This is a genomic window from Streptomyces sp. NPDC001787, from assembly GCF_040297465.1.
GTDB lineage: Bacteria > Actinomycetota > Actinomycetes > Streptomycetales > Streptomycetaceae > Streptomyces.
In genome coordinates, this window is record NZ_JBEOZE010000031.1 from 31,391 (window position 1) to 55,350 (window position 23,960).

Annotated in this window: 20 protein-coding genes; 10 read left to right on the plus strand and 10 right to left on the minus strand. The window is 71.9% G+C overall.

Annotation, left to right across the window (positions count from 1 at the left end):
- Nucleotides 1-29 precede the first annotated feature (29 nt).
- The 5 genes from ABT170_RS32065 (at nucleotide 30) to ABT170_RS32085 (ending at nucleotide 8,188) form a co-directional block, all read left to right on the plus strand.
- Nucleotides 30-1,526: a 3' terminal RNA ribose 2'-O-methyltransferase Hen1 gene (locus ABT170_RS32065; protein ID WP_351873251.1), complete on the plus strand. Its 1,497-nt coding sequence runs from the start codon at nucleotides 30-32 to the stop codon at nucleotides 1,524-1,526.
- Entirely contained in the window at nucleotides 1,523-4,066 is a 2,544-nt protein-coding gene (locus ABT170_RS32070) for a polynucleotide kinase-phosphatase (RefSeq protein ID WP_329940869.1), read from the plus strand. Before ABT170_RS32065 ends, ABT170_RS32070 begins: the two co-directional genes overlap by 4 nt.
- 67 nt (nucleotides 4,067-4,133) lie before the next feature.
- A complete protein-coding gene (locus ABT170_RS32075) occupies nucleotides 4,134-5,366 on the plus strand; it encodes an arginine deiminase (protein ID WP_329940868.1) in 1,233 nt (410 codons plus the stop codon).
- Nucleotides 5,367-5,438: 72 nt separating this feature from the next.
- On the plus strand, nucleotides 5,439-6,449 hold the full coding sequence (gene argF, locus ABT170_RS32080) for an ornithine carbamoyltransferase (RefSeq protein ID WP_329940867.1): 1,011 nt from the start codon (nucleotides 5,439-5,441) through the stop codon (nucleotides 6,447-6,449).
- A 299-nt stretch (nucleotides 6,450-6,748) separates the two neighbouring features.
- Complete coding sequence (locus ABT170_RS32085) at nucleotides 6,749-8,188, plus strand: amino acid permease (RefSeq protein WP_329940866.1); 1,440 nt, start codon at nucleotides 6,749-6,751, stop codon at nucleotides 8,186-8,188.
- Here the strand turns inward: ABT170_RS32085 and ABT170_RS32090 are convergent.
- Complete coding sequence (locus ABT170_RS32090; RefSeq protein ID WP_351873257.1) at nucleotides 8,139-8,588, minus strand: ATP-binding protein; 450 nt, start codon at nucleotides 8,586-8,588, stop codon at nucleotides 8,139-8,141. The two genes, ABT170_RS32085 and ABT170_RS32090, sit on opposite strands and share 50 nt — an antisense overlap.
- 274 nt (nucleotides 8,589-8,862) lie before the next feature.
- Here ABT170_RS32090 and ABT170_RS32095 point away from each other — a divergent pair, with 274 nt between their 5' ends.
- Both ABT170_RS32095 and ABT170_RS32100 read left to right on the plus strand, forming a co-directional pair.
- Nucleotides 8,863-9,690: an enoyl-CoA hydratase family protein gene (locus ABT170_RS32095; protein ID WP_329940864.1), complete on the plus strand. Its 828-nt coding sequence runs from the start codon at nucleotides 8,863-8,865 to the stop codon at nucleotides 9,688-9,690.
- Nucleotides 9,644-11,977, plus strand: coding sequence for a bifunctional salicylyl-CoA 5-hydroxylase/oxidoreductase (locus ABT170_RS32100; protein ID WP_329940863.1), 2,334 nt, complete (start codon nucleotides 9,644-9,646; stop codon nucleotides 11,975-11,977). The genes ABT170_RS32095 and ABT170_RS32100 overlap by 47 nt, the downstream gene beginning before the upstream one ends.
- Here ABT170_RS32100 and ABT170_RS32105 read toward each other — a convergent pair.
- The 4 genes from ABT170_RS32105 to ABT170_RS32120 all read right to left on the minus strand — a co-directional run bounded on the left by ABT170_RS32105 (nucleotide 11,964) and on the right by ABT170_RS32120 (nucleotide 15,958).
- Nucleotides 11,964-12,476, minus strand: coding sequence for a hypothetical protein (locus ABT170_RS32105; RefSeq protein ID WP_329940862.1), 513 nt, complete (start codon nucleotides 12,474-12,476; stop codon nucleotides 11,964-11,966). The two genes, ABT170_RS32100 and ABT170_RS32105, sit on opposite strands and share 14 nt — an antisense overlap.
- Entirely contained in the window at nucleotides 12,473-13,297 is an 825-nt protein-coding gene (locus ABT170_RS32110) for a GNAT family N-acetyltransferase (protein WP_351873262.1), read from the minus strand. Before ABT170_RS32110 ends, ABT170_RS32105 begins: the two co-directional genes overlap by 4 nt.
- A gap of 113 nt (nucleotides 13,298-13,410) precedes the next feature.
- Nucleotides 13,411-14,232 carry a PaaX family transcriptional regulator gene (locus ABT170_RS32115; RefSeq protein ID WP_329940860.1) on the minus strand — a complete coding sequence of 274 codons (822 nt, stop codon included), beginning with the start codon at nucleotides 14,230-14,232 and terminating at the stop codon, nucleotides 13,411-13,413.
- A 67-nt stretch (nucleotides 14,233-14,299) separates the two neighbouring features.
- On the minus strand, nucleotides 14,300-15,958 hold the full coding sequence (locus ABT170_RS32120; RefSeq protein ID WP_329940859.1) for an AMP-binding protein: 1,659 nt from the start codon (nucleotides 15,956-15,958) through the stop codon (nucleotides 14,300-14,302).
- 91 nt (nucleotides 15,959-16,049) lie between these two features.
- Between ABT170_RS32120 and ABT170_RS32125 the strand changes: the two genes are divergently transcribed.
- Nucleotides 16,050-17,183, plus strand: a complete 1,134-nt coding sequence (locus ABT170_RS32125) for an acyl-CoA dehydrogenase family protein (protein WP_351873266.1) — start codon at nucleotides 16,050-16,052, stop codon at nucleotides 17,181-17,183.
- Entirely contained in the window at nucleotides 17,180-17,581 is a 402-nt protein-coding gene (locus tag ABT170_RS32130; RefSeq protein ID WP_329940857.1) for a RidA family protein, read from the plus strand. The genes ABT170_RS32125 and ABT170_RS32130 overlap by 4 nt, the downstream gene beginning before the upstream one ends.
- Nucleotides 17,582-17,637: 56 nt before the next feature.
- Here ABT170_RS32130 and ABT170_RS32135 read toward each other — a convergent pair whose 3' ends face one another.
- The 5 genes from ABT170_RS32135 to ABT170_RS32155 all read right to left on the minus strand — a co-directional run bounded on the left by ABT170_RS32135 (nucleotide 17,638) and on the right by ABT170_RS32155 (nucleotide 23,299).
- Nucleotides 17,638-18,771: an FAD-dependent monooxygenase gene (locus tag ABT170_RS32135; protein WP_351873269.1), complete on the minus strand. Its 1,134-nt coding sequence runs from the start codon at nucleotides 18,769-18,771 to the stop codon at nucleotides 17,638-17,640.
- Between the two features lie 66 nt (nucleotides 18,772-18,837).
- Complete coding sequence (locus ABT170_RS32140) at nucleotides 18,838-19,407, minus strand: GTP-binding protein (RefSeq protein ID WP_266924817.1); 570 nt, start codon at nucleotides 19,405-19,407, stop codon at nucleotides 18,838-18,840.
- A gap of 6 nt (nucleotides 19,408-19,413) precedes the next feature.
- Complete coding sequence (locus tag ABT170_RS32145) at nucleotides 19,414-19,818, minus strand: DUF742 domain-containing protein (RefSeq protein WP_443034219.1); 405 nt, start codon at nucleotides 19,816-19,818, stop codon at nucleotides 19,414-19,416.
- Nucleotides 19,815-20,252, minus strand: coding sequence for a roadblock/LC7 domain-containing protein (locus ABT170_RS32150; protein WP_266924819.1), 438 nt, complete (start codon nucleotides 20,250-20,252; stop codon nucleotides 19,815-19,817). The genes ABT170_RS32145 and ABT170_RS32150 overlap by 4 nt, the downstream gene beginning before the upstream one ends.
- Nucleotides 20,249-23,299, minus strand: coding sequence for a nitrate- and nitrite sensing domain-containing protein (locus tag ABT170_RS32155; protein WP_351873273.1), 3,051 nt, complete (start codon nucleotides 23,297-23,299; stop codon nucleotides 20,249-20,251). The genes ABT170_RS32150 and ABT170_RS32155 overlap by 4 nt, the downstream gene beginning before the upstream one ends.
- A 193-nt stretch (nucleotides 23,300-23,492) precedes the next feature.
- Here ABT170_RS32155 and ABT170_RS32160 point away from each other — a divergent pair, with 193 nt between their 5' ends.
- On the plus strand, nucleotides 23,493-23,924 hold the full coding sequence (locus ABT170_RS32160) for a (4Fe-4S)-binding protein (RefSeq protein WP_351873276.1): 432 nt from the start codon (nucleotides 23,493-23,495) through the stop codon (nucleotides 23,922-23,924).
- Nucleotides 23,925-23,960 lie beyond the last annotated feature (36 nt).

A 23,960-nucleotide genomic window follows, 5' to 3' on the forward strand; every position in this document is an offset into this window, starting at 1 on the left:
GCAGGTGCCGGAGGACCATACTCGGACGGGTGTTCCTGACAATCAGCACGACCGGCACCCCGGAACGACCCGCGACCGACCTCGGCTTCCTGCTGCACAAGCATCCCGACAAGGCGCAGTCGTTCTCCACCTCGCACGGCATCGCGCACGTCTTCTACCCCGAGGCGTCCGCCGAGCGCTGCACGGCCGCACTGCTGCTGGAGGTGGATCCGGTGGCGCTGGTGCGGCGCGGAAAGGGCAAGGGCCGGGGCGGTGCGCCCGACGCGGCGCTCGCGCAGTACGTCAACGACCGTCCCTACGCGGCGTCCTCGCTGCTGGCCGTCGCCATGTCCGCGGTCTTCAAGTCCGCACTCAACGGGGCCTGCCGGGCCATGCCGGAGCGGGCCGGGGAGCCCCTGCCGCTGCGCGTCGAGGTGCCCGCGCTGCCCGCGCGCGGCGGTGCGGAGCTGGTCCACAAGCTCTTCGGCCCGCTCGGCTGGACCCGGGTGGAGGCCGAGGCCGTACCGCTGGACGAGGAGTTCCCCCAGTGGGGCGACTCGCGCTATGTGCGGCTCCTGCTGGAGGGCGAACTCCGGCTGGCGGACGCGCTGCGCCAGCTGTATGTCCTGCTGCCGGTGCTCGACGACGCCAAGCACTACTGGGTCGCGCCCGACGAGGTCGACAAACTGCTGCGGGCGGGTGCGGGCTGGCTGGCCGACCATCCCGAGCGGAAGCTGATCACCAGCCGCTATCTGTCCCGTCGCTGGAGCCTGACCCGGCAGGCCGCGCAGGCACTCGAACTGGTGCGGCTGGCCGAGTCGGACGACCTCGACGTGGACCATGTCGACAACGCCGTGGACGAGACCGAGGACACCGAGGAGAAGCCGGTGCCGCTCGCCGAGCAGCGCCGTACGGCGATCCTTGAGGCGCTGCGCTCCGCGGGGGCGAGCCGGGTGCTCGACCTGGGCTGCGGCCAGGGCCAGTTGGTCCAGGCGCTGCTCAAGGACACCCGCTTCACGGAGATCGTCGGCGTGGATGTGTCCATGCGCGCTCTCACCATCGCCTCGCGGCGGCTGAAGCTGGACAGGCTGGGGGAGCGGCAGGCCGGCCGGGTCACCCTCCGCCAGGGCTCGCTGACCTACACCGACAAGCGGCTGGGGGGCTATGACGCCGCGGTGCTCAGTGAGGTCATCGAGCACCTGGACCTGCCCCGCCTGCCCGCGCTGGAGTACGCGGTATTCGGTTCGGCCCGCCCCCGGACGGTGCTGGTGACCACGCCGAACGTCGAGTACAACGTCCGCTGGGAGACCCTGCCGGCCGGGCACGTCCGCCATGGCGACCACCGTTTCGAGTGGACCAGGGCGGAATTCCGGGCCTGGGCGGAGAAGGTCGCCGGGCGGCACGGCTACACCGTCGTGTTCGAGCCCGTCGGGCCCGAGGACCCCGAGGTCGGACCGCCCACACAGCTGGCCGTCTTCACCACGACAGCGGCCGTCGGCGACAAGCCGGCCGAGAACAAGAACAAGAAGGAGGCGGAAGCCGCATGACCAGTACCTCTCGCACCCTGCCGGTGACCGACCTCTCCCTCGTCGTCCTCATCGGGGCCAGTGGCTCGGGCAAGTCCACGTTCGCCCGCAAGCACTTCAAGCCCACCGAGATCATCTCCTCCGACTTCTGCCGTGCCCTCGTCGCCGACGACGAGAACGACCAGAGCGCCAGCCGCGACGCCTTCGACGTGCTGCACTACATCGCGGGCAAGCGTCTCGCGGCCGGCCGGCTGACCGTCGTCGACGCCACCAGCGTCCAGTCCGAGAGCCGCCGGGAACTGGTGCGGCTGGCCCGGGAGCACGACGTCCTGCCCATCGCCATCGTGCTCGACCTGCCCGAAGAGGTCTGCGTCGCGCGCAACGCCGCACGCCCCGACCGCGCCGACATGCCCCGGCACGTCATCCAGCGGCACCGCCGCGAGCTGCGCCGATCCCTGCGCGGCCTGGAGCGCGAGGGCTTCCGCAAGGTGCACGTCCTGCGCACCGAGGAGGAGGCCGAGCACGCCGAAGTGGTGCTGGAGCGCCGCTACAACGACCTACGCCACCTCACCGGACCCTTCGACATCATCGGTGACATCCACGGCTGCCGCTCCGAGCTGGACACCCTGCTCGCCAAGCTCGGCTACATCGACGGCGCGCACCCCGAAGGGCGTACGGCCGTCTTCGTCGGCGACCTCGTCGACCGGGGACCCGACAGCCCCGGTGTGCTGCGCCGCGTGATGTCCATGGTGTCGGCCGGCCACGCCCTGTGCGTACCGGGCAACCACGAGAACAAGCTGGGCCGTTATCTCAAGGGCCGCAACGTCCAGCACACCCACGGCCTCGCCGAGACCATCGAGCAGCTGGACCGCGAGGACGCCGAGCACCCGGAATTCCGCGGACAGGTCAAGGAGTTCATCGACGGGCTCGTCAGCCACTATGTCCTGGACGGCGGAAAGCTCGTCGTCTGCCATGCCGGGCTGCCCGAGAAGTACCACGGGCGCACCTCCGGGCGGGTCCGTTCGCACGCGCTGTACGGCGACACCACCGGCGAGACCGACGAGTTCGGGCTGCCCGTGCGCTACCCGTGGGCGGAGGAGTACCGGGGCCGGGCCACCGTCGTCTACGGCCACACCCCCGTGCCCAGCACCTCCTGGATCAACAACACCATCTGCCTCGACACGGGCGCGGTCTTCGGCGGGAGGATGACCGCGCTGCGCTGGCCGGAGCGCGAACTCGTCGACGTACCGGCGGAGAAGGTCTGGTACGAGCCGTCCAGGCCGCTCACCACGGAGGCCCCCGGCGGGCGGGAGGGCCGCCCGCTGGACATCGCCGATGTGCAGGGCCGCCGGATCGTGGAGACCCGGCACATGGGCCGGGTCGCCGTGCGCGAGGAGAACGCGGCGGCGGCGCTCGAAGTCATGAGCCGGTTCGCCGTCGACCCGCAGCTCCTCGGCTACCTCCCGCCGACCATGGCGCCGACCGCCACCTCCCGGGAGGACGGTTTCCTGGAGCACCCGGCCGAGGCCTTCGCCCAGTACCGGGCGGACGGCGTCGCCAAGGTCGTGTGCGAGGAGAAGCACATGGGTTCGCGCGCCGTGGCCCTGGTCTGCCGGGACGCCGAGGCGGCCCGGGAGCGCTTCGGGGTCGACGGCCCGACCGGGGCGCTGCACACCCGTACCGGGCGGCCGTTCTTCGACGACGAGGAGCTCACCGAGGCGGTGCTCGGCCGGCTGCGCGGCGCCGTCACCGCCGCCGGGCTGTGGGAGGAGTGGGACACCGGCTGGGTGCTCCTCGACGCCGAGCTGATGCCGTGGTCGCTCAAGGCCGCCGGGCTGCTGCGCTCGCAGTACGCCGCGGTCGGCGCCGCCTCCGGTGCGGTCCTGCCCCCGGCCCTCGCGGCCCTGGACGCGGCGTCCGCCCGGGGCGTCGATGTGACGGACCTCGCCGGGCGGCAGCGCGGACGGGCCGAGGACGCGGCAGCGTTCACCCGGTCCTACCGCCGCTACTGCTGGGGCACCGAGGGACTGGACGGGGTGCGCCTGGCACCGTTCCAGATCCTCGCCGTGCAGGGCCGCTCGCTCGCCTCCGTACCGCACGACGAGCAGCTGGCCTGGCTCGACCGGCTGGTCGAGCACGACCCGACCGGGCTGCTCCAGGTCACCCGCCGGCTCGTCGTCGACACCGGCGACGACGACTCGGTCCGCTCCGGCACCGACTGGTGGCTGGAGATGACCGGGCGCGGCGGTGAGGGCATGGTCGTCAAGCCGCTCGGCGCGCTCGTCCGCGACGGGAAGAGCCGTCTCGTGCAGCCCGGCATCAAGGTGCGCGGCAGGGAGTATCTCCGGATCATCTACGGACCCGAGTACACCCGCCCGGAGAATCTGGAGCGGCTGCGCTCCCGGTTCCTCGGCCACAAGCGCTCGCTGGCGCTGCGGGAGTACGCACTGGGCCTGGAGGCCCTGGACCGGCTGGCCGACGGGGAACCGCTGTGGCGGGTCCATGAGGCGGTCTTCGCGGTCCTCGCCCTGGAGTCGGAGCCGGTGGACCCCCGGCTGTAGACCGGGGCCCGGGAACCCGTTGGCGATTCGCCGGGTGAACGGCGCTCCGCGCGGTGAGGATGGAGTCATGGGATTCCATGTCGACTCCGAGACCGGGCGGCTGCGCCGCGTCATAGTGCACCGTCCGGATCTGGAGCTGAAGCGGCTCACCCCCAGCAACAAGAAGGCACTGCTCTTCGACGATGTGCTGTGGGTGCGCCGTGCCCGGCAGGAGCACGACGGGTTCGCCGACGTCCTGCGGGAGCGCGGTGTGGCCGTGCATCTCTTCGGTGATCTGCTCCAGGAGTCCCTGGACATCGCGGTGGCCCGGCGGCTCGTGCTGGACCGGGTCTTCGACGAGAAGGAGTACGGCCCGCTGGCCACCGAGCATCTGCGGGCGGCCTTCGAGGAGCTGCCCTCCGCCGAGCTGGCCGAGGCGCTGATCGGCGGGATGACCAAGCGGGAGTTCCTGGAGCGGCACGCGGAGCCGACCTCGGTCCGTTTCCATGTGATGGACCTGGACGACTTCCTCCTGGGGCCGCTGCCCAACCACCTCTTCACCCGTGACACCTCGGCCTGGATCTACGACGGTGTGTCGATCAACGCGATGCGCTGGCCGGCCCGGCAGCGCGAGACCGTGCACTTCGAGGCGATCTACCGTCACCACCCGCTCTTCACCGGCCCCGAGGCGGGTGCGTTCCACCACTGGTCGGAGGGGCAGGACGACTACCCCTCCACCATCGAGGGCGGCGACGTCCTGGTCATCGGCCGGGGTGCCGTGCTGATCGGGATGAGCGAGCGCACCACCCCGCAGGCGGTGGAGATGCTGGCCCGGGGGCTCTTCGACGCCGGGTCCGCCCGGACGATCGTGGCGCTCGACATGCCCAAACGCAGGGCGTTCATGCACCTGGACACGGTGATGACGATGGTCGACGGCGACACCTTCACCCAGTACGCGGGGCTCGGGATGCTCCGCTCGTACACGATCGAGCCCGGTGGCGGCCCCCGCGACCTGAAGGTCACCGATCATCCGCCCGAGCACATGCACCGGGCCATCGCCGCCGCGCTGGGCCTCGACTCGATCCGGGTCCTCACCGCCACCCAGGATGTTCATGCGGCCGAGCGCGAGCAGTGGGACGACGGCTGCAATGTGCTGGCGGTCGAGCCGGGGGTCGTCGTCGCGTACGAGCGCAACGCCACCACCAACACCTTTCTGCGCAAGCAGGGCATCGAGGTGATCGAGATCCGCGGCAGCGAACTGGGGCGGGGGCGTGGCGGCCCGCGCTGCATGAGCTGTCCCGTGGAACGGGATCCTGTATAGCAATGCAAGCGGTCGTATAGACTTCCAGGGTTACTGTATGACGCGATCACGCCCGACCCAGGAGCAGTCACCATGGCCATAGACCTCGCAGGCCGCCACTTCCTCAAGGAGCTGGACTTCACGGCCGAGGAGTTCCGCGGCCTGATCGCCCTGGCCGCCGAGCTCAAGGCCGCGAAGAAGGCGGGCGAAGAGGTCCAGCGACTGCGTGGCCGGAACATCGCGCTGATCTTCGAGAAGACCTCCACCCGCACCCGGTGCGCCTTCGAGGTGGCCGCAGCGGATCAGGGGGCGTCCACCACCTACCTCGACCCCTCCGGTTCGCAGATGGGGCACAAGGAGTCGGTGAAGGACACCGCCCGCGTCCTCGGCCGGATGTTCGACGGCATCGAGTACCGCGGTGACAGCCAGCAGACGGTGGAGGACCTGGCCGCGTTCGGCGGAGTCCCCGTCTTCAACGGTCTCACCGACGACTGGCACCCCACCCAGATGCTCGCCGATGTGCTCACCATGACCGAGCACACCGAGAAGCCGCTGGACGCGGTCGCCTTCGCCTATCTCGGCGACGCGCGCTTCAACATGGGCAACTCCTATCTGATCACCGGCGCGCTGCTCGGCATGGACGTACGGATCGTGGCCCCCGAGGCCTACTGGCCGCAGGAGGCCGTCGTGGCCCGCGCGCGCGAGCTGGCCGTGCACAGCGGTGCTTCGGTCACTCTCACCGAGGACATCACCGAAGGTGTCCAGGGGTGCGACTTCGTCGCCACGGACGTCTGGGTCTCCATGGGGGAGCCCAAGGAGGTCTGGGCGGAGCGCATCGCGGCCCTCTGGCCGTACGCCGTGACCATGGACGTCCTGCGGGCCACCGGCAACCCCGAGGTGAAGTTCCTCCACTGCCTCCCGGCCTTCCACGACCTCGGCACCAAGCTCGGCCGGGAGATCCACACCGCCCACGGGCTGGCCGAGCTGGAGGTCAGCGACGAGGTCTTCGAGTCCGCGCACTCGGTCGTCTTCGACGAGGCGGAGAACCGGATGCACACGATCAAGGCGGTCCTCGTGGCCACCCTCGCGGGCGGCGGCCGGTAGGCGGCACGACGGGGCGGCACGACGAGGCATCGGTGCGGGGCGCCGGTGCGGGGCGTCCGTGCGGGGCGGCCTGGCGGCGCGTCCGTGCGGGGCGGTGTGGTCGGACGTCCGGCAGTCGCATGATCATGCACCCGATTGGGTGAATATGCGTATCGGTGGCTACGATGTCGCCTCTTGGTGGGGTTCGGGCTCGCACGCTCGGACCCCATTCCCATGTGCCGCCCCGGGGTCCCCCACGACTCCGTGCCCCGGCTCCCCCCACACGCGTCACCTGCGCCACCAGAGAAGAGACCCCCGCCATGAGTTCCGGTCTGCGCCGCAAGAGCCCCGAGCAACTGGTCGCCGAGTCCGGCGCCGACCTGGAGGGGCACGGTCTCCGGCGCACCATGGGCCTGTTCCAGCTCGTCTGTTTCGGGGTCGGGGCCATCGTCGGCACCGGAATCTTCGTCGGGCTGTCCGACAGCGTGGCCGAGGCCGGGCCCGCCGTCGTGCTGTCGTTCGTCCTCGCCGCTGTCACCTGCGTCTTCACCGCCTTCTCCTTCGCGGAGCTGGGCAGTGCGATCCCGGTCTCCGGCAGCTCGTACTCCTTCGCCTACGCGGCGCTGGGGGAGCGCACCGCGTTCCTGGTCGGCTGGTGCCTGCTGCTGGAGTACGGGGTCTCGGTCTCCGCGGTCGCGGTCGGCTGGAGCCAGTACGTCAACGAGCTGCTCGACAGCCTCGTCGGCCTGGAGCTGCCCGCGGCGCTGTCCGCCGGGCCGGGCGACGGCGGCGTGATCAATCTGCCCGCCGTCGTGGTGATCATGATGGCCGCCACCCTGCTGGTGCGCGGCATCCGGGAGAGCGCGACGGCCACGGCGGCGATGGCGGTTCTCAAGATCGGCATCCTGATCGCGTTCTGCTCGATCGCGTTCACGGCGTTCGAGGACGGGAACCTGTCACCGTTCGCCGGCCAGGGGCTGGGCGGCGTCACCGCCGGCGCGTCGCTGGCGTTCTTCTCGTACATCGGCTTCGACGCCATCACCACCGCGGGCGAAGAGGTCAAGAACCCCCGCCGGAACATCCCGATCGCCATCATGATCTGCATCGGAGTGGTCACCCTGCTCTACTGCGCGGTCGCCGTCTCGGCCATCGGCGCGCTCGGTGCCGACGCCGTCTCCGGCAAGCCGGCCGCGCTCTCGCTGATCGTCGACCAGGTCACCGAATCCACCGTGGGCGGCGGGATCATCGCCTTCGGCGCGGTCGTCGCGATCGCGTCCGTGGTGCTCGCGGTGATGTACGGGCAGACCCGCATCCTGATGTCGATGTCCCGGGACGGGCTGATCCCGCAGGTCTTCGAACGCGTCTCGCCCCGGACCCACACCCCGGTCGCCAACACCTGGATCGTGGCGACCGTCTTCGCGCTCCCGGCGGCCTTCTCGTCCCTGGACGTCGTGGTCGGCCTGACGACCATCGGCACGCTGGCCACCATGGTCGCGGTGAATGTCGCGGTGGTCGTGCTGCGGCGGAGCGACCCCGGGCTGAAGCGCGGCTTCCGGGTGCCGCTCTACCCCGTGAGCCCGGTGCTGGGCGTCGCCTTCTGCCTGTATCTGATGTACGGGACGGGCTGGAGGACCTGGGTCCAGTTCGCGGTCTTCCTGGCGGCCGGATCGCTGCTGTACGCCTGTTACGGACGTGGCCGCTCGCGGCTGGTCAGCTCAGCGGCGACGGGCCCGGCTGGGCCGGAATCGCCGGCAGGGTGAACCAGACCGCCTTGCCGTGCTCCGTGGTGCGGTGACCGCAGGCGGAACTGAGGGTGCGGATCAGGAGCAGGCCGCGGCCGTGCTCCTGCCAGGGGTCGGGCTCGCTGCCGGGCCGCGGGCGGGAGAGATCGCCCGGCGGGGCCGGGTCGCCGTCATGGACCTCGACCTGGCAGCCGGTCGGCATCAGCTCCACGACCAGTTCGATGGGCCCGTGACCCTCGGTGTGCTCGACGGCGTTGGCGACCAGCTCGGCCGTGAGGAGTTCGGCGGTGTCGCAGTCGGCGGGGGCGTCGATGTCCGACAGGGCGGTACGGATGAGGGCGCGGGCGATCGGGACGGCGGCGGTGGAGTGCGGCAGGGCGATACGCCAGGAGGCGGGCACGGGGACATCGGGCGGCACGGCGTGGTTCCGTTTCGGGAGCGGGGCTTCCTTGGGGCGGACTTCTCGGACCCGGACTTCTCGGAGTGAGACTTCCTGGTTTCAACCTTACGAATGGCAACGACGCATACATAGAGGCGGTCGACCGGTACAAACGGGACCTTCGGTACAACGGTCTCATGGTCGATGTATCGCGTCCTCGTGACGGTAGTCACGTACGGGTGATAGCTTCGAAGGCGGAACGAGACCCGCGCAGTGCCATCCGGCAGCCCTACGGCTGAAGGGGACCGCCTCCATGAGCCCTTTTCCCAGCTCCGCCCCGCGCACCGAGGACTGGCGCCATCTGCGGCTGACCAGACAGGACGGTGTGGCGACTGTCACTCTCGCCCGCCCGGAAAAACTCAACGCGCTCACCTTCGGCGCCTACGCCGACCTGCGTGACCTCCTCGCCGAGCTCTCCAGGGAACGTTCCGTACGCGCCCTCGTGCTCGCCGGTGAGGGGCGTGGCTTCTGCTCCGGCGGCGACGTCGACGAGATCATCGGGGCCACGCTCGCGATGGACACCGCGGAGCTCCTCGACTTCAACCGGATGACCGGCCAGGTCGTACGGGCCCTGCGCGAATGCCCCTTCCCGGTCGTCGCCGCCGTCCACGGGGTCGCCGCGGGAGCGGGTGCCGTACTGGCCCTGGCCGCCGATTTCCGGATCGCCGACCCGTCCGCCCGCTTCGCGTTCCTCTTCACCCGGGTCGGTCTCTCCGGCGGTGACATGGGCGCGGCCTACCTCCTGCCGCGGGTCGTCGGCCTCGGCCACGCCACCCGGCTGCTGATGCTCGGCGAAGCCGTCCGCGCGCCCGAGGCGGAGCGGATCGGACTGATCAGCGAACTGGCCGAGGAGGGACAGGCCGACGCCCGTGCGGCGGAACTCGCCCGCCGCCTCGCCGATGGACCCGCCCTCGCGCTCGCCCAGACCAAGGCCCTGCTCACCGCCGAACTCGACATGCCGCTGGCCGCCGCCGTCGAGATGGACGCGGCGACCCAGGCACTGCTGATGCACGGCCAGGACTACGCCGAGTTCCATGCCGCCTTCACCGAGAAGCGGCCGCCGAAGTGGCAGGGGCGGTAGCGCCGTGGCAGCCGCCGCACAGCGGATAGCGGTCATCGGCGGCGGGCCCGGCGGGCTCTACGCCGCGGCCCTCCTCAAACGGCTCGACCCGCACCGCGACATCACCGTCTGGGAGCGCAACGCCCCCGAGGACACCTTCGGCTTCGGCGTCGTCCTCTCCGACGAGACGCTCGGCGGCATCGAGAGCGCCGACCCCGTGGTGTACCGGCACCTGAGCGAGGAATTCGTCCGCTGGGACACCATCGACATCGTCCACCGGGGCCGTACCCACACCTCCGGCGGCCACGGCTTCGCCGCCCTCGGCCGGCGCCGCCTCCTGGAGATCCTGCACGCCCGCTGCGCCTCCCTCGGCGTACACCTCCGCTTCCGCACCCCGGCGCCCCCGGCCGCCGAACTCGCGGCCCGCCACGACCTGGTCATCGCCGCCGACGGAGTGCACAGCGCCACCCGCGAGGCCCATGCCGACGCCTTCGGCCCGCGACTGACCACGCACCGCAACCGCTACATCTGGCTCGCCGCGGACTTCGCCCTGGACGCCTTCCGCTTCGAGATCGCCGAGACCGGGCACGGCGTGCAGCAACTGCACGCCTACCCCTACGCGGCGAACGCCTCCACCGTCATCGTCGAGATGCGCGAGGAGGTCTGGCGGGCCGCCGGACTCGACACCGCCGGCCCCGCCGAGTCCGTCGCGCACTGCGCCAAGACCTTCACCGAGGCACTGGACGGCAGGCCGCTGCGCGCCAACAAGTCCTCCTGGCTCACCTTCCGCACCGTCGTCAACTCCCACTGGTCGCACGGCAACACGGTCCTCATCGGGGATGCCGCCCACACCGCGCACTTCTCCATCGGATCCGGCACCAAACTCGCCGTCGAGGACGCCCTCGCGCTCGCCGCCTGCGTGGAGGAGCAGCCCGACCTGCCCATGGCCCTGGCCGCGTACGAGCGGGAGCGCCGCCCGGTCGTCGCCTCCACCCAGCGCGCGGCGGCGGCCAGCCTGCGCTGGTTCGAGGAACTGGCCGCCTATGTGGACCAGCCGCCCCGCCGCTTCGCGTTCAACCTGCTCACCCGCAGCCGCCGTGTCACCCACGACAACCTGCGGCTGCGCGACGCCGCGTTCACCGCCGGCGTCGAGGAGGAGTTCGGCTGCCCGCCCGGCACCCCGCCGATGTTCACCCCGCTGCGGCTGCGCGGTCTCGAACTGCGCAACCGCGTCGTCGTCTCCCCGATGGACATGTACTCGGCCGTCGACGGGGTCCCCGGCGACTTCCACCTCGTCCACCTGGGCGCACGGGCGCTCGGGGGCGCCGGTCTCACCATGACCGAGATGGTGTGCGTCAGCCCCGAGGGCCGTATCACGCCCGGCTGTGCCGGTCTGTACACCGACGAACAGGCCGCCGCCTGGCGCAGGATCACCGACTTCGTGCACACGTCCGCGGACGGCGCCGCGATCGGCGTCCAGCTCGGCCACTCCGGCCGCAAGGGTTCCACGAAACTGATGTGGGAGGGCATCGACCAGCCGCTCGACACCGGCAACTGGCCGCTGTCCGCCGCCTCCCCGATCCCGTACGCGACCGGCGTCAGCCAACTGCCCCGGGCGCTGGACCGGGCCGGACTCGACGCGGTCCGCGACGAGTTCACCGCCGCCGCCCGGCGCGCCGCCCACTGCGGCTTCGACCTCCTCGAACTCCACTGCGCACACGGCTATCTGCTCTCCGGTTTCCTCTCCCCGCTCACCAACCACCGCACCGACGCCTACGGCGGCCCGGTCGGCAACCGGCTCCGCTACCCCCTGGAGGTCTTCGACGCGGTCCGCGCCGTCTGGCCGCAGGACCGGCCCATGACCGTCCGGATCTCCGCCACGGACTGGGCGGAGGGCGGCACCAGCGCCGAGGACGCCCTCACGGTGGCACGCGCCTTCGCCGCGCACGGCGCCGACGCCATCGACGTCTCCACCGGCCAGGTCGTCCCCGGTGAACGCCCCGAGTACGGCCGCTCCTACCAGACCCCGTACGCCGACCGCATCCGCAACACCGTCGGCGTCCCCGTCATCGCGGTCGGCGCCATCTCCTCCTGGGACGACGTCAACTCGCTGCTCCTCGCGGGCCGCGCCGACCTCTGCGCCCTGGCCCGCCCGCATCTGTACGACCCGCACTGGACCCTGCACGCCGCCGCCGAACAGGGCTACAGCGGTACGGCCGCGCCCTGGCCCCTGCCGTACCGGGCGGGCAGCCGTCCCCCGCCCACCGGCCGCACGGACGCGCCGAAGCCGAGACTCACCCTGGACTGACCCGGCCCGCGTCCCCGTCCGCCCCCGCCTCCGCGACCCTGCCCGTCTCCTGGGCCTCGGCGGCCGTCAGGCACTCGTGGCAGCGGCAGGGGACCGGGTGCGGCGCCGCGTGATGCGCGTGCCGCTCCTCCCGGGCGATCCGTTCCAGCAGGGCGGCCAGCTCCTTTGCCCCCTCCTGGGTGCCCGTCGGCGTCCCGGTGCTCCCGGCGCGTGCCAGCACGGCCGGGCTGTACACCAACTGCGCCCGGAAGGTGTGCAGATGACGGGTTCCCGTGTCGATGGTGATGAAGCGCCGGGTGTGCCGGCCGCGCCCCACGGTGGTCAGCTGCTGGTGGCCCGTCCCGGGGTGGGTGCCGATGACGTACACCTTGGTGCCGCCCCGGTACGCCTTGGTCCCCGGGCGCAGTTCCTGGCCGAGATCCCCGTACCGGCGCCACCGCACCACATTGGCCGCGACCAGCCAGACGGCCTCCGGCGCGGACTCCCCGTCCGCGCTCATCGTGTCTCCCGCGCGCTGATCAGCAGCCGGTCGGAGACCGGCTCGTACCCGATGCGCCGGTACACCCCGTTGCTGGTCGGATTCGCGAGGTCCGTGAACAGCAGGACCTCGGCCGCACCCGCCGCCCGCGCCGCCCGGCTGACCTCCGCCGTCACCGCGGCGGCGTAGCCGTGGCCCCGGTGCTCCGGCGGGGTGTACACACCCGCCACCCGCACCGCTCCCGCGGTCTCCGGCGAGACGCAGGCCATCGACACCGCGACGCCCCCGTCCTCCCACAGGGTCAGCCTGCCGTCCGCCGTCCGCTCGTCGACGAACCGTTCCGCGTGGCCGCCCGGCTGGCCGACCTGCTCCGCGAACGCCAGGTGCCAGGCCACGAGCAGTTGCCGGTCGGCGGCGACGGCCGCCCTGGGCCGGCCCGGCGGCGCGGGCGAGGGCGGGACCAACTCCCCCAGCCGGTAGAGCCGCTGTTCCTGCTCGACCCGGTGTCCGGGCCAGCCCGCGGCCAGGACCTCGGCGCTCGCCCGGTCCGCGTTGATGGCCGTCGGGCTCAGGGCCTCGGCCAGCGGACCGAGCGCCTCCGGGGCCACCGAACGCAGCATCGGCGGATACGGCGGGGTGTGCACCAGCGTTCCCGCCACCTCGCCGTCGGCCCCGCGCCACCAGCCGAGCAACGGGTCCTCCTCGCCAAAGGCACGCGGGCCGGTACGCCGCAGCGTCCCGGTGACGGTCAGCACCAGGGTGTTCTCGGCGGGGCGGGCGGCGAGCGAGGCTCCGGCCGCGTTCAGGAACGCGTCGACATCATCGGTGAAGGTCCAGGTCATGCTTCATCCTGACGGGAACGCGGACCGCGCGGCATCCGGATTTCGCCCGGTGGACGGGGCGTACGCCGCGGGTACGGCGCCGTGCGCCGCCGCCGTACCGCCGGCCCCGCGCCTCACCGCCGTACGAACCGCTCCCCGGCATCCCGCAGCCGCTCGTGCAGCAGCCCGAACACCTCCGCCGCGCGGCCCCCCGGCCACTCCTTCGGCAACAGCTCCTCCGGCAGCCCCGGGTCCGCGTACGGCAGCCGGCGCCAGGAGTCCAGCGCCGGCAGATAGTCCCGGTAGGCCTCCTGCGGATCGGGGGCACCGTCCTGCGCGGACCGGTCCTCCCAGGCCCGCAGCACCGGTTCGTGCCGCGCGAGGAAGTCCAGGTGGAGCCGGGCGACGGCGTCCAGGTCCCACCAGCGCGCCACCGACTCCCGTGTCGCGGCGAAGCCGAGGTGCTGGGCGCGGAACAGGTCCACGTAGGGGGCGAGTTCCAGCCGCTCCAGGGTGTGCCGGGTCTCCTCGTACAGCCCGGCGGGTGCGATCCACACGCCGGGGGCCGCCGTGCCGAAGCCCAGCCGGGACAGCCGTGAGCGCAGCAGGTGCCGCTTGTGGCGCTCGGCCTCGGGTACGGAGAACACGGCGAGCACCCAGCCCTCGGCGAGCCGGGGCGCCGGATGCCGGTAGATCCTCCGGTCACCGTCGTCCAGCAGCTGGCGGGCGTCGGCCGACAGCGCGTATCCGGCCGCGCCGTCCGCCGTACGGGCCGGGACCAGCAGTTCGCGTCGTTTGAGACGGGAGACGGAGGAGCGTACGGACGGCGCGTCGACACCGACGGCGCCCAGCAGCCGGATCAGCTCGGCCACCGGCAGCGGGGCGTTGCCGGGGGAACGGCCGTAGGCGCCGTAGAGGGTGACGATCAGGGAACGGGGGGTATGGAGCTCGGCCACGTGATCACTCTAGGGGCTGTCCGGTACATGGCGCCGTCCGCCCGGAGGGCGGGCCGGGCGGGAGGTGTCACCGGGGCGGGACGGTGTTCTCCCGCAGCCGGAACCGTTGGAGCTTGCCGGTCGCGGTCCGGGGCAGGGAGGCCGTGAACTCGAAGACGCGTGGGCATTTGTGCGGGGCGAGCGTGCCTTTCATATGGGCGCGCAGGGAGTCCGCCGACTGCGAGGAACCCTCCCGCAGGACCACGTACGCCACCACGATCTGGCCGCGCAGCTCGTCGTCCCGGCCCACCACGGCGGCTTCCGTCACCTCGGGGTGGCGCAGCAGGGCCTCCTCCACCTCGGGGCCCGCGATGTTGTAGCCGGAGGAGATGATCATGTCGTCGGCGCGGGCGACGTAGCGGAAGTAGCCGTCCGGATCACGGACGTACGTATCGCCCGTCATGTTCCAGCCGTTGCGCACGTACTGCGTCTGCCGGGGGTCGGCGAGATAGCGGCAGCCGACGGGGCCGCGCACGGCGAGCAGCCCCGGTTCGCCGTCGGGCAGTTCCTCGCCGTCCTCGTCGACCACCCGTGCCTCCCAGCCCGGGACCGGGACGCCGGTGGTGCCGGGGCGGATGGCGTCGTCGGCGGCCGAGATGAAGATGTGCAGCAGCTCGGTGGCCCCGATGCCGTTGATGATGCGCAGCCCGGTCCTCTCGTACCAGGACCGCCAGGTCGCGGCGGGCAGATTCTCCCCCGCCGACACACAGCGGCGCAGCGCGGACAGGTCGTGGCCGTCGAGCCGGTCGAGCATCGTGCGGTACGCGGTCGGCGCGGTGAACAGCACCGAGACCCGGTGTCTGGCCAGCGCGGGCAGCAGCTGCCCGGGGCCCGACTGCTCCAGCAACAGCGACGAGGCCCCCACCCGCAGGGGGAAGATCACCAGTCCGCCGAGGCCGAAGGTGAAGCCGAGCGGCGGGCTGCCGGCGAACACGTCGTCGGGCACGGGACGCAGCACATGGCGGGAGAAGGTGTCGGCGACCGCCAGTACGTCGCGGTGGAAGTGCATGCAGCCCTTGGGCCGGCCCGTGGTCCCCGAGGTGAACGCGATCAGGGCGACATCCTCGGCGGCGGTGTCCACGGCCGGGTAGGGGCCGGGGCGCGACTCGGCGAGCCGGGTCAGATCGTCCGGACCCTCCCCGCCGTAGAGGGTGATCCGCACTCCTGGGACCCCGGCGTCCACCAGGTCGTCGGCGCAGCGCGCGTCGCACAGCGCGTGGCTCACCCGGGCCAGCGAGCAGATGGTGGCCAGCTCCTGCGAGCGGGCCTGTGCCAGTACGGTGACGGCGACCGCGCCCGCCTTCATCACCGCGAGCCAGCAGGCGGCCAGCCAGGGCGTGGTGGGGCCGCGCAGCAGCACGCGGTTGCCGGGGGAGACGCCCAGATCGTCCGTGAGGACATGGGCGATCCGGTCCACCCGGTCCCGCAGCTCACCGTAGCTCCAGACGGTGCCGTCGTCGGTGCGGAAGGCGGGGCGGTCGGGGCCCAGATGGCCGATGGTGGCGTCCAGCAGTTCGTAGCCGCAGTTCAGCCGGTCGGGGTAGCGCAGCTCCGTACGGTCGAGTGCCAGCTCGGGCCACTGTGCGGGCGGCGGGAGATGGTCACGGGGAAAGCTATCGGTGTGCGCGCTCGATATGCGCGTGGCGCTCTTGGACGCCTGCGCACCCGGCGAGGAATTCGGCTCCATGAAGGATCGCCCCCTTGTCGCCTCTGGAGCGTATCGTTTGGGTGACGGTAGTCAACGGTCCGCGATAAGACGTGACAAGAGAGGCGCCGGTATGACGGTATTCTCCCTCGATCCGGCACAAACCGCATGGTGTGAAGAGCTGCGTACCCTCGCCGAGGAGCGGCTGCGCCCGCTCGCGGAGAAGGGCGAGCCCGGACACGTCAACCGTCCGCTCCTCGCCGCGCTGGGGGAGCTGGGCCTGCTCGGCAGGCTCTTCGGCTCCGGCGCCCTGGACCTCTGCCTGCTCCGGGAGTCCCTGGCCCGCGGCTGCACCGAGGCCGAGACCGCACTCGCCCTCCAGGGCCTGGGCGCGTCCCCGATCGTCCACGCGGGCACGGCCGCCCAGCGCGAACGCTGGCTGCCGCAGGTCCGCGCGGGCCGTGCCGTCGCCGCCTTCGCGCTGAGCGAGTCCGGCGCGGGCTCGGATGCCGCGGCCCTCTCGCTGGCGGCCGACCGCACACCGGACGGCTGGCGGCTGACCGGGGGAAAATGCTGGATCTCCAACGCCCCCGAAGCCGATTTCTACACCGTCTTCGCCCGCACGACGCAGGGCGCCGGAGCCCGTGGTGTCACCGCGTTCCTGGTGCCGGCCGACCGCCCCGGACTCACCGGAACGGCCCTCGACATGCTCTCCCCGCACCCGCTGGGCACCCTGGACTTCGACGGCGTACCCGTCACCGCCGACGACCTGCTCGGCGAACCGGACCGGGGCTTCCGGGTCGCGATGAACACCCTCAACCTGTTCCGGCCGAGCGTGGGGGCCTTCGCCGTCGGCATGGCGCGGGCCGCCCTCGACGCGACCCTGGACCACACCTCCGTACGCACCGCGTTCGGCGGCCCGCTGCGGGACCTCCAGGCGGTTTCCCACCAGGTCGCCGAGATGGCCACCCGCACCGAGGCCGCCCGGCTCCTGGTGTACGCGGCCGCCGCCGCCCACGACGCGGGCGAACCGGGTGTGCCCCGGCGCGCGGCCATGGCCAAGCTCTACGCCACCGAGACCGCGCAGTACGTCGTGGACGCGGCCGTCCAACTGCACGGCGCCCGCGCACTGCGCCGCGGCCATCTCCTGGAACACCTCTACCGGGAGGTCCGCGCGCCCCGGATCTACGAGGGCGCCAGCGAGGTGCAGCGCACGATCATCGCCAAGGAGCTGTACGCCCGTCCGACCCAGGAGCCGCCCGTATGAGCCCTGTCCAACGCATCAACCCCGCCGAACTCGCCCCGCCCACCGGCTTCTCGCACGCCGTCACGGCCGAGGGCGGACAGCTGGTCTTCCTCGCCGGGCAGACCGCCCTCGACCCCGACGGCAAGATCATCGGAACCACGCTGCCCGAGCAGTTCGCGACGGCGCTCACCAATCTGCTCACCGCCCTGCGCGCGGCGGGCGGCGCCCCCGCGGACCTGGTACGGGTCACGGTGTACGCCACCGACATCGCCGACTACCGCGCCCACGCCGGTGAACTGGGCCGGGTCTGGCGGAGCCTGGCCGGGCGGGACTATCCCGCGATGGCGGTGATCGGCACGGTCAGGCTCTGGGACGAACAGGCCCTGGTGGAGCTCGACGGGATCGCCGTGCTGCCCTGAACGCGGCGGTGGGCGGACCGGTCCGGCCGGGCCCGCCCACCGCGGCGTACCGCGGATCAGTACGGCTTGACCAGCACGTGGGCGGCCCCCGGAATACCGACCTTCAGCAGCTCGTCCTCCTCGGGCGTCGTCGCGTTGCCGGTCTCCTGCTTCAGGATCGCCCGCGACATGTTCTGCACCCACATGGCGCGCGGCCTGCGCCGGGCCTCCCAGGCGGTGAGCGCCGCGGCGACGTCGTCCTCGGCGTCCAGCGACTCGGCCAGCACCTGCGCGTCCTCGACGGCCATCGCCGCGCCCTGCGCCAGATGCGGGGTGCTGGCGTGCGCGGCGTCACCGGCCAGCACGACCCGGCCCACGTGCCACGGCTCCTCGACCGTCACCTGCGAGATCCGCGAGTACACCACGGCCCGCGGGTCGGTGACGTGGCGCAGCGCCTCGGCGACCGGCCCGGAGAACCCGGCCAGCCGCTCCGTGAGCTGCTCGTGCGCCCGCTCCGGGTCCGGCCGGAAGTCCTCGGCCTCGGCGAACACCGCCCCCAGATACATCAGTTCGTCCGTGATCGGGGTCAGCAGCGCCTTCGCGGCCTGATTGCCCGTGCTCATCACGACGCCCCGGACCTCGGGCTGACGGGGCACGGTGACCCGCCAGTTGGCGAAGCCCGTGTACTCGGGCCGGAAGCGGTCGCCGTAGAGCCGGGTGCGCAGGGGCGAGCCGATGCCGTCGAAGCCCACGACCAGGTCCCAGCGGGCGGACGAGCCGTCGGACAGGGTCACATCCACCCCGGAGCCGTCGTCGGCCAGCCCGGTGATCGTCGCGCCGAAGCGGACCGGCACCCCGGCGGCCGTCGCGGCACGGCCGAGCACCTCGGCCAGGGCGGGGCGCGGTATGCCGTTGTTGGAGGGGGCATCGCCCATCCGCGGCTGCGGGATCCTGGCGAGCGTGGCGCCGGCCGGGTCGCAGATCGTCAGCACCTCCCACTCGAAGCCCGCCTTCACACAGGCGTCGAGCACCCCGATCTCCCGCATGACGTGCAGGGCGTTGGAGGGCTGGATGATGCCGACGCCGAGCGCGTCCAGCTCGTCGCGCAGCTCGACGACCTCGACGGTGTGACCGCGCCGGGCCAGCGCGACGGCGAGGGTCAGTCCGCCGATCCCGCCGCCGTGGATCAGTACGCGCAGGGGTGATGCCATCTCGGATCTCCGATACGAAGGGGTGAAGAGAAGAGGTACAGAGAAGAAGGGGGGAGGGGCTGCGGGTCAGCCGGCCGCCGCGGGCAGGCTCATCAGGTGGTCCACCAGGGCCAGCAGCACATCGCGTCCGAACGGCCGCTCGCGCACATCGCCGATCAGCAGCGGGACATGCGGGTCGAGGTCGAGCGCGGCCCGGATCTCCTCGGTGGTACGGGTGTTGTGACCGTGGAAGCAGTTGATCGCCACGACGAACGGGATGTCCCGGCTCTCGAAGAAGTCGATCGAGGCGAAACTGGTGTCCAGGCGCCGGGTGTCGGCGATCACGACACCGCCGAGCGCCCCGTTGACCAGGTCGTTCCACATGAACCAGAAGCGTTCCTGGCCGGGGGTCCCGAAGAGGTACACCACCAGCTCCGGGCTGACCGTGATCCGCCCGAAGTCCAGGGCCACGGTGGTGGTGTCCTTCTGGCCGACACCGGCCAGGTCGTCCACTCCGATGCTGGCCTTGGTCAGGTACTCCTCGGTGCGCAGGGGCGCGACCTCGCTGACGGCTCCCACCAGGGTGGTCTTTCCGACACCGAAGCCGCCGGCTATGAGGATCTTGACGGCGCTGGGCGCGGTCTGAGGGGTTGTCATCTTGGTTCAGAGTCTCCGGAGTCCGTCACGTACAGCGGCCAGCAGGCCCATCTGGGCCCCGCCGGACGCCCGTGCCACCGACAGCGGGGCACGGGCCAGCAGCAGGCCCTGGGAGACCAGATCCGCCAGCAGAATCTTGGTCACCGAGACCGGCAGATCGAGGTCGGCGGAGACCTCGGCGACCGCCGCCGGGCGGCGGCAGCGGTCCAGGATCATGCGGTGCTCCGGCTGGAGCCTGCCCGCCCGCAGGGGAACGCCGTGGACGTCCCGCGGGTCGTCCGCGGTCGTCAGCACGGTGATGAGGGTGAAGTCGTCGCGCTCGGGAGCGGTCCGGCCCCGGGTGATGGTGTACGGGCGGACCATGGTGCCCGCGCCGTCCTCCTCCGGCTCCTCGTCCCAGTAGGGCGTCACACCCGCTGCCCGTCCCCGGTACCGAAGGCGTCGAAGTCACCGCGCACCGGCGCGCTGAGCTTCTGGCCGACCTGCTGGACCAGGTTGTGCATGGCCAGGGACATCACCTCGGCGTCCACCTCCTGCGAGGCGACCACGGCCAGATGGGTGCCCTGGCCCGCCGTGATGATGAAAAGCCACAGGTCGGCCAGTTCGACGATGACCTGGTGGACGGAACCACCGTTGAACAGCTGGCCGACACCCCGGGCGAGGCTCTGCTGACCGGTGCAGATGGCGGCCAGCCGCTCCGCGTCGGCGCGGTCGATGGTGCGCGAATGGCTCACCACCAGCCCGTCGTCGGACAGCAGTACGGCGTTCAGCGTCTCGGCCACCGAGTCCACCAAACCGTCGAGCAGCCAGTCGAGATCCTGGAGGGTGGCCGTTGTGCGTGTCATGACCGTTCTTCTCTCGTGGAAAGGGGGGCTGAGGGGGATTCGGGCCGTGCCTGCGGGTCCTCGGCCGCGCGTGCCGCGCGCGACCTCCGCTGGAACGCCCCGATCGCGGCTCCGGCCCGGCGGGGGGCCGGCCGGAGCAGCGGGTTCTCGTCCCAGCTCGGGGGCCTGGGTACGGCGGGCCGGGCGGCCGGGTCGATCCGCAGCTCGTCCACCAGGCTGGCCTGGCGGACCCGGCGCGGGAGCGGGGGCTCCCCACCGGACTCCGCGGGCGCCGGTGCCGGGGGGAGGGCCGGGTGTTCGGACACCGTTGTGGGCAGCGGGGTGACGGGACCGCGCTCCGTGTACGGCTCGGACGGCGACAGCTCGGAGTACGACGGCTCGGAGTACGAGGGTTCCGGGAACGACGGCTCCGGGAACGCGGGCTCCGGGAACGCCGGCTCGGACGCCGGGTACGGGTCCTCCGCGGACGCGTACGGGTGGCCCGGCACCGGGTACTGCCCCGCGGCCGTCATGTACGGCTGCTCCTGCGCCGCGTACGGGTCCTCGGCCGGGGCGTAGCCGCCCGGCTCCCCGGCGTACGGGCTCTCCGGCGGCGGGTAGCCGGACCCGGCACCGGAACCGGCGGCCGGGTAGGAGGATCCGGAGGCGTACGGCTGCCCGTCCGGACCGTAGGACTGCTCGGGCGACACGTACGGCTGGTCGGACGGGGAGTACGTCTCCTCGGGCGACGTGCAGGGCTGCTCCGGTACGGAGTACGCGCCCTCGGCGCCGCCGTAGGACCGCGGGCCGGCCTCGTACGGGTTCTGCGCGGCGGTGTACGGCTGCCCGGGGGCGGCGAACGGACCGGGCTGCTCGGGCTGCTCGGGCCGGCCCGGCAGGTCCGGCCGGCCGGAGGGGGCCGGACGTTCGGCGCGGGCGGCGGCGTGGTCGACCAGAGCGGTGACCCCGGCCATCGCCCTGCCCTGAACCCGGGTGGGCAGGGCGCCGGGAGCGGCGGCGGGCGCCGCGGGCCGGTCCTGCGGGGAGGGGGTCCCGGCGGCCGACGGCACAGCCACGGGTCCGGCGGACGGATCGGGGACCGTCAGCTCGTCGGGGACCAGGACGACGACCCGCGTACCGCCGAAGGCGGACGGCCGGAACTCGACCCGCAGACCGTGCTGGTCCGCGAGGCGGGCGATCACATAGAGACCGAGCCGGATGTCGTCGGCGTGTGCGAGGACGTCCATCCGGGGCGGCCGGCTCATCAGCTCATTGGCCTCGGCCAGCTGGCTCTCGTCCATCCCGAGACCGCGGTCCTCGACCTCGATGGCCAGGCCCCGGCTCACCTTGGCGGCCCGGACCTCGACCGGGCTCGGCGGCCGGGAGAAGGTCAGCGCGTTCTCGATCAGCTCGGCCAGCACATGGGAGACCGGACCGATGGCCCGTTCGGCCAGCCACGGGGCGCCGTCGAGATCCAGCACCACCCGGCGGTAGTCCTGCACCTCGCCCTGCGCCGAACGCATGACGTCCAGCAGCGGTACGGGCTTGCGCCAGCGCCGGTGCGGGGAGCCGCCGGCGAGGATCACGAGGTTCTCCTCGTACCGCCGCAGGCGCGCGGTCAGATGGTCCAGGTCGAAGAGCCCGTCCAGCACCTCCGGGTCCTCGTGCTTGCGCTCCAGCTCGTCCAGCTTCTTCAGCTGCTGGCCGATCAGCTGCTGGGTGCGGCGGGCGATGCGCTGGAGCAGCCGCTCGAAGCCGCGGTGCTGGTCGGCCTGTTTGACGGCGGCGTTCAGCGCGCTGGTGCGCGCCAGGTTGAGCGCGTCGCCGAGCTGGGTGAGCTCGTCGGCCCTGCCGTCGGCGTTCTCCGGCTCGATCGCGCGTGCTTCGGCCTCGACATCGATCTTCTCGCCCTGGCCGAGCCGTTCGACGACATCGGGGAGGGTCTTCTCCAGCTCCTCGGCCCGCTCCTGGAGGCGGCCGATCCGGCGGCGCAGGTTACGGGTGAGGCGCCAGGTGGTCACGATGACCGCGATCACGGCGGCCAGACCGATCACGGTGGTGAGCGCCATCTTGAGGAGCAGGGACATCACGGTGCCCTTGCCCTCCTCGACGACCAGCGCGGTGCGGTGCTCCAGCAGGTCCACCAGCTGGGGGGTGAGGTCGTCCATCGCCCCGCGCCAGGTCTTCTGCTCCGTGCCGAGGGCCACCATGCCCGCGTCGTCGGGGGAGGCGGGCCGCAGGACCTGCTCCTCGACCGCCGTCTTGGCCTTCCACGCCTCGCTGCCGGTGATCTCCCGCCACATCGCCCGCTCTTCGTCGGGGAGGTAGGGCACGACCTTGGTGCCGTACTGGAAGGACTGGCCGGACACCTCCTGGCGCAGCTGCTGGAGGTCCTCGACGCTCAGCTTCCCCTTGGGCCAGCCGCGGGCCAGGATCGCGTCCGAACGGGAGATCATCTCCTTGGTCCAGAACAGGTCGACGAGCGGCTGTGACAGCGTGGTCACCCGGCCGTTGTCCACATGGCTGAGGGCGGAGAAGAGCTTGAGGTCCACAGCGATCAGATCGGTGTAGTAGTCGTACACCACGGTCTGCTGCTTGTTGTCGCCCTGGTCGACCAGGGTCCGCTGGGCGGGGAGCTGGTTGATCTCCTCGCGGGCCTTGGCGACGGCGTCCCGGACCTCGGCGGGAGCATCGTCCGTGGACACGTCGGAGAAGGACCGGAAGGTGTCGATCGCGTCGTCGGTGAGCTTGCGCTGACGCTCCAGAGCGTCGGTGGAACCTCCGGGGCGGGCGAGAGCCTCGGCGCTGAGCCGCCGCTCCTCCTGCAGGTTGTAATACACGATATTGGACGGCTGGCCGGCCTTCTCGGCCAACTGTCCCTGGGCTGCCTGGCGTTGAAAGTCGAGCAGTGTCTGTCCACTGGTGACGGCCCAGAGGGCTGCCAGTGCGACACCGGGGACGATGGCCAGTACGAGCAGGGCTGTCCGCAGCGACATGGTGGTCGAGTCGGTCCGCCGAGACGCGCGCGTGCGCAGGGCTAGCTCCTTGACGATGGGTACCAGCCTCACGACTGGTCAAATCCGTTGAGAACTTCGACACATAGATATTAGTCACACTGCAAAAAAGAAAAGAAAGCGGCCTCACACGGACAACACGGCGCACCCACGTCTTCGCCATGAATCCCGTGCGGGCGGGCCGTCCGGAGGTGAGGCCGGCTCCGTTCAAGTAGCGGGCCGGCCCGGCCGGGGTGAGGGTGGAACCGTGACCAGTGAACCGCCCCCGCACCCCGCCGCCAGGTCGTACGACGGCGAGGGCATCACCGTGAGCTACGACGCCCACCGCTGTCTGCACGCCGCCGAATGCGTGCACGGGCTGCCCTCCGTGTTCGAGGTCGGGCGCAAGCCGTGGATCATGCCGGCCAACGCCTCCGCCGACGAGGTGGCCGACGTCATCCGCCGCTGCCCGAGCGGAGCCCTCCAGTACCACCGCACCGACGGTCTGCCCGACGAGGTCCCCGATGTGCCCACGCATGTCTCCCTGCACGCCGACGGCGTACTCCATCTGCGCGGGGATCTGCTGGTGGACACCCTCGACGGCCCCCGGCGCGAGACCCGGGTGATGCTGTGCGGCTGCGGGCGCACGGGGAACGCGCCGTACTGCGACCACAGCGGGACGTGCGCCGACCACATCTGACCGTCGTGCGCCGTGCGGTCCGGGTGCCGTACGGCG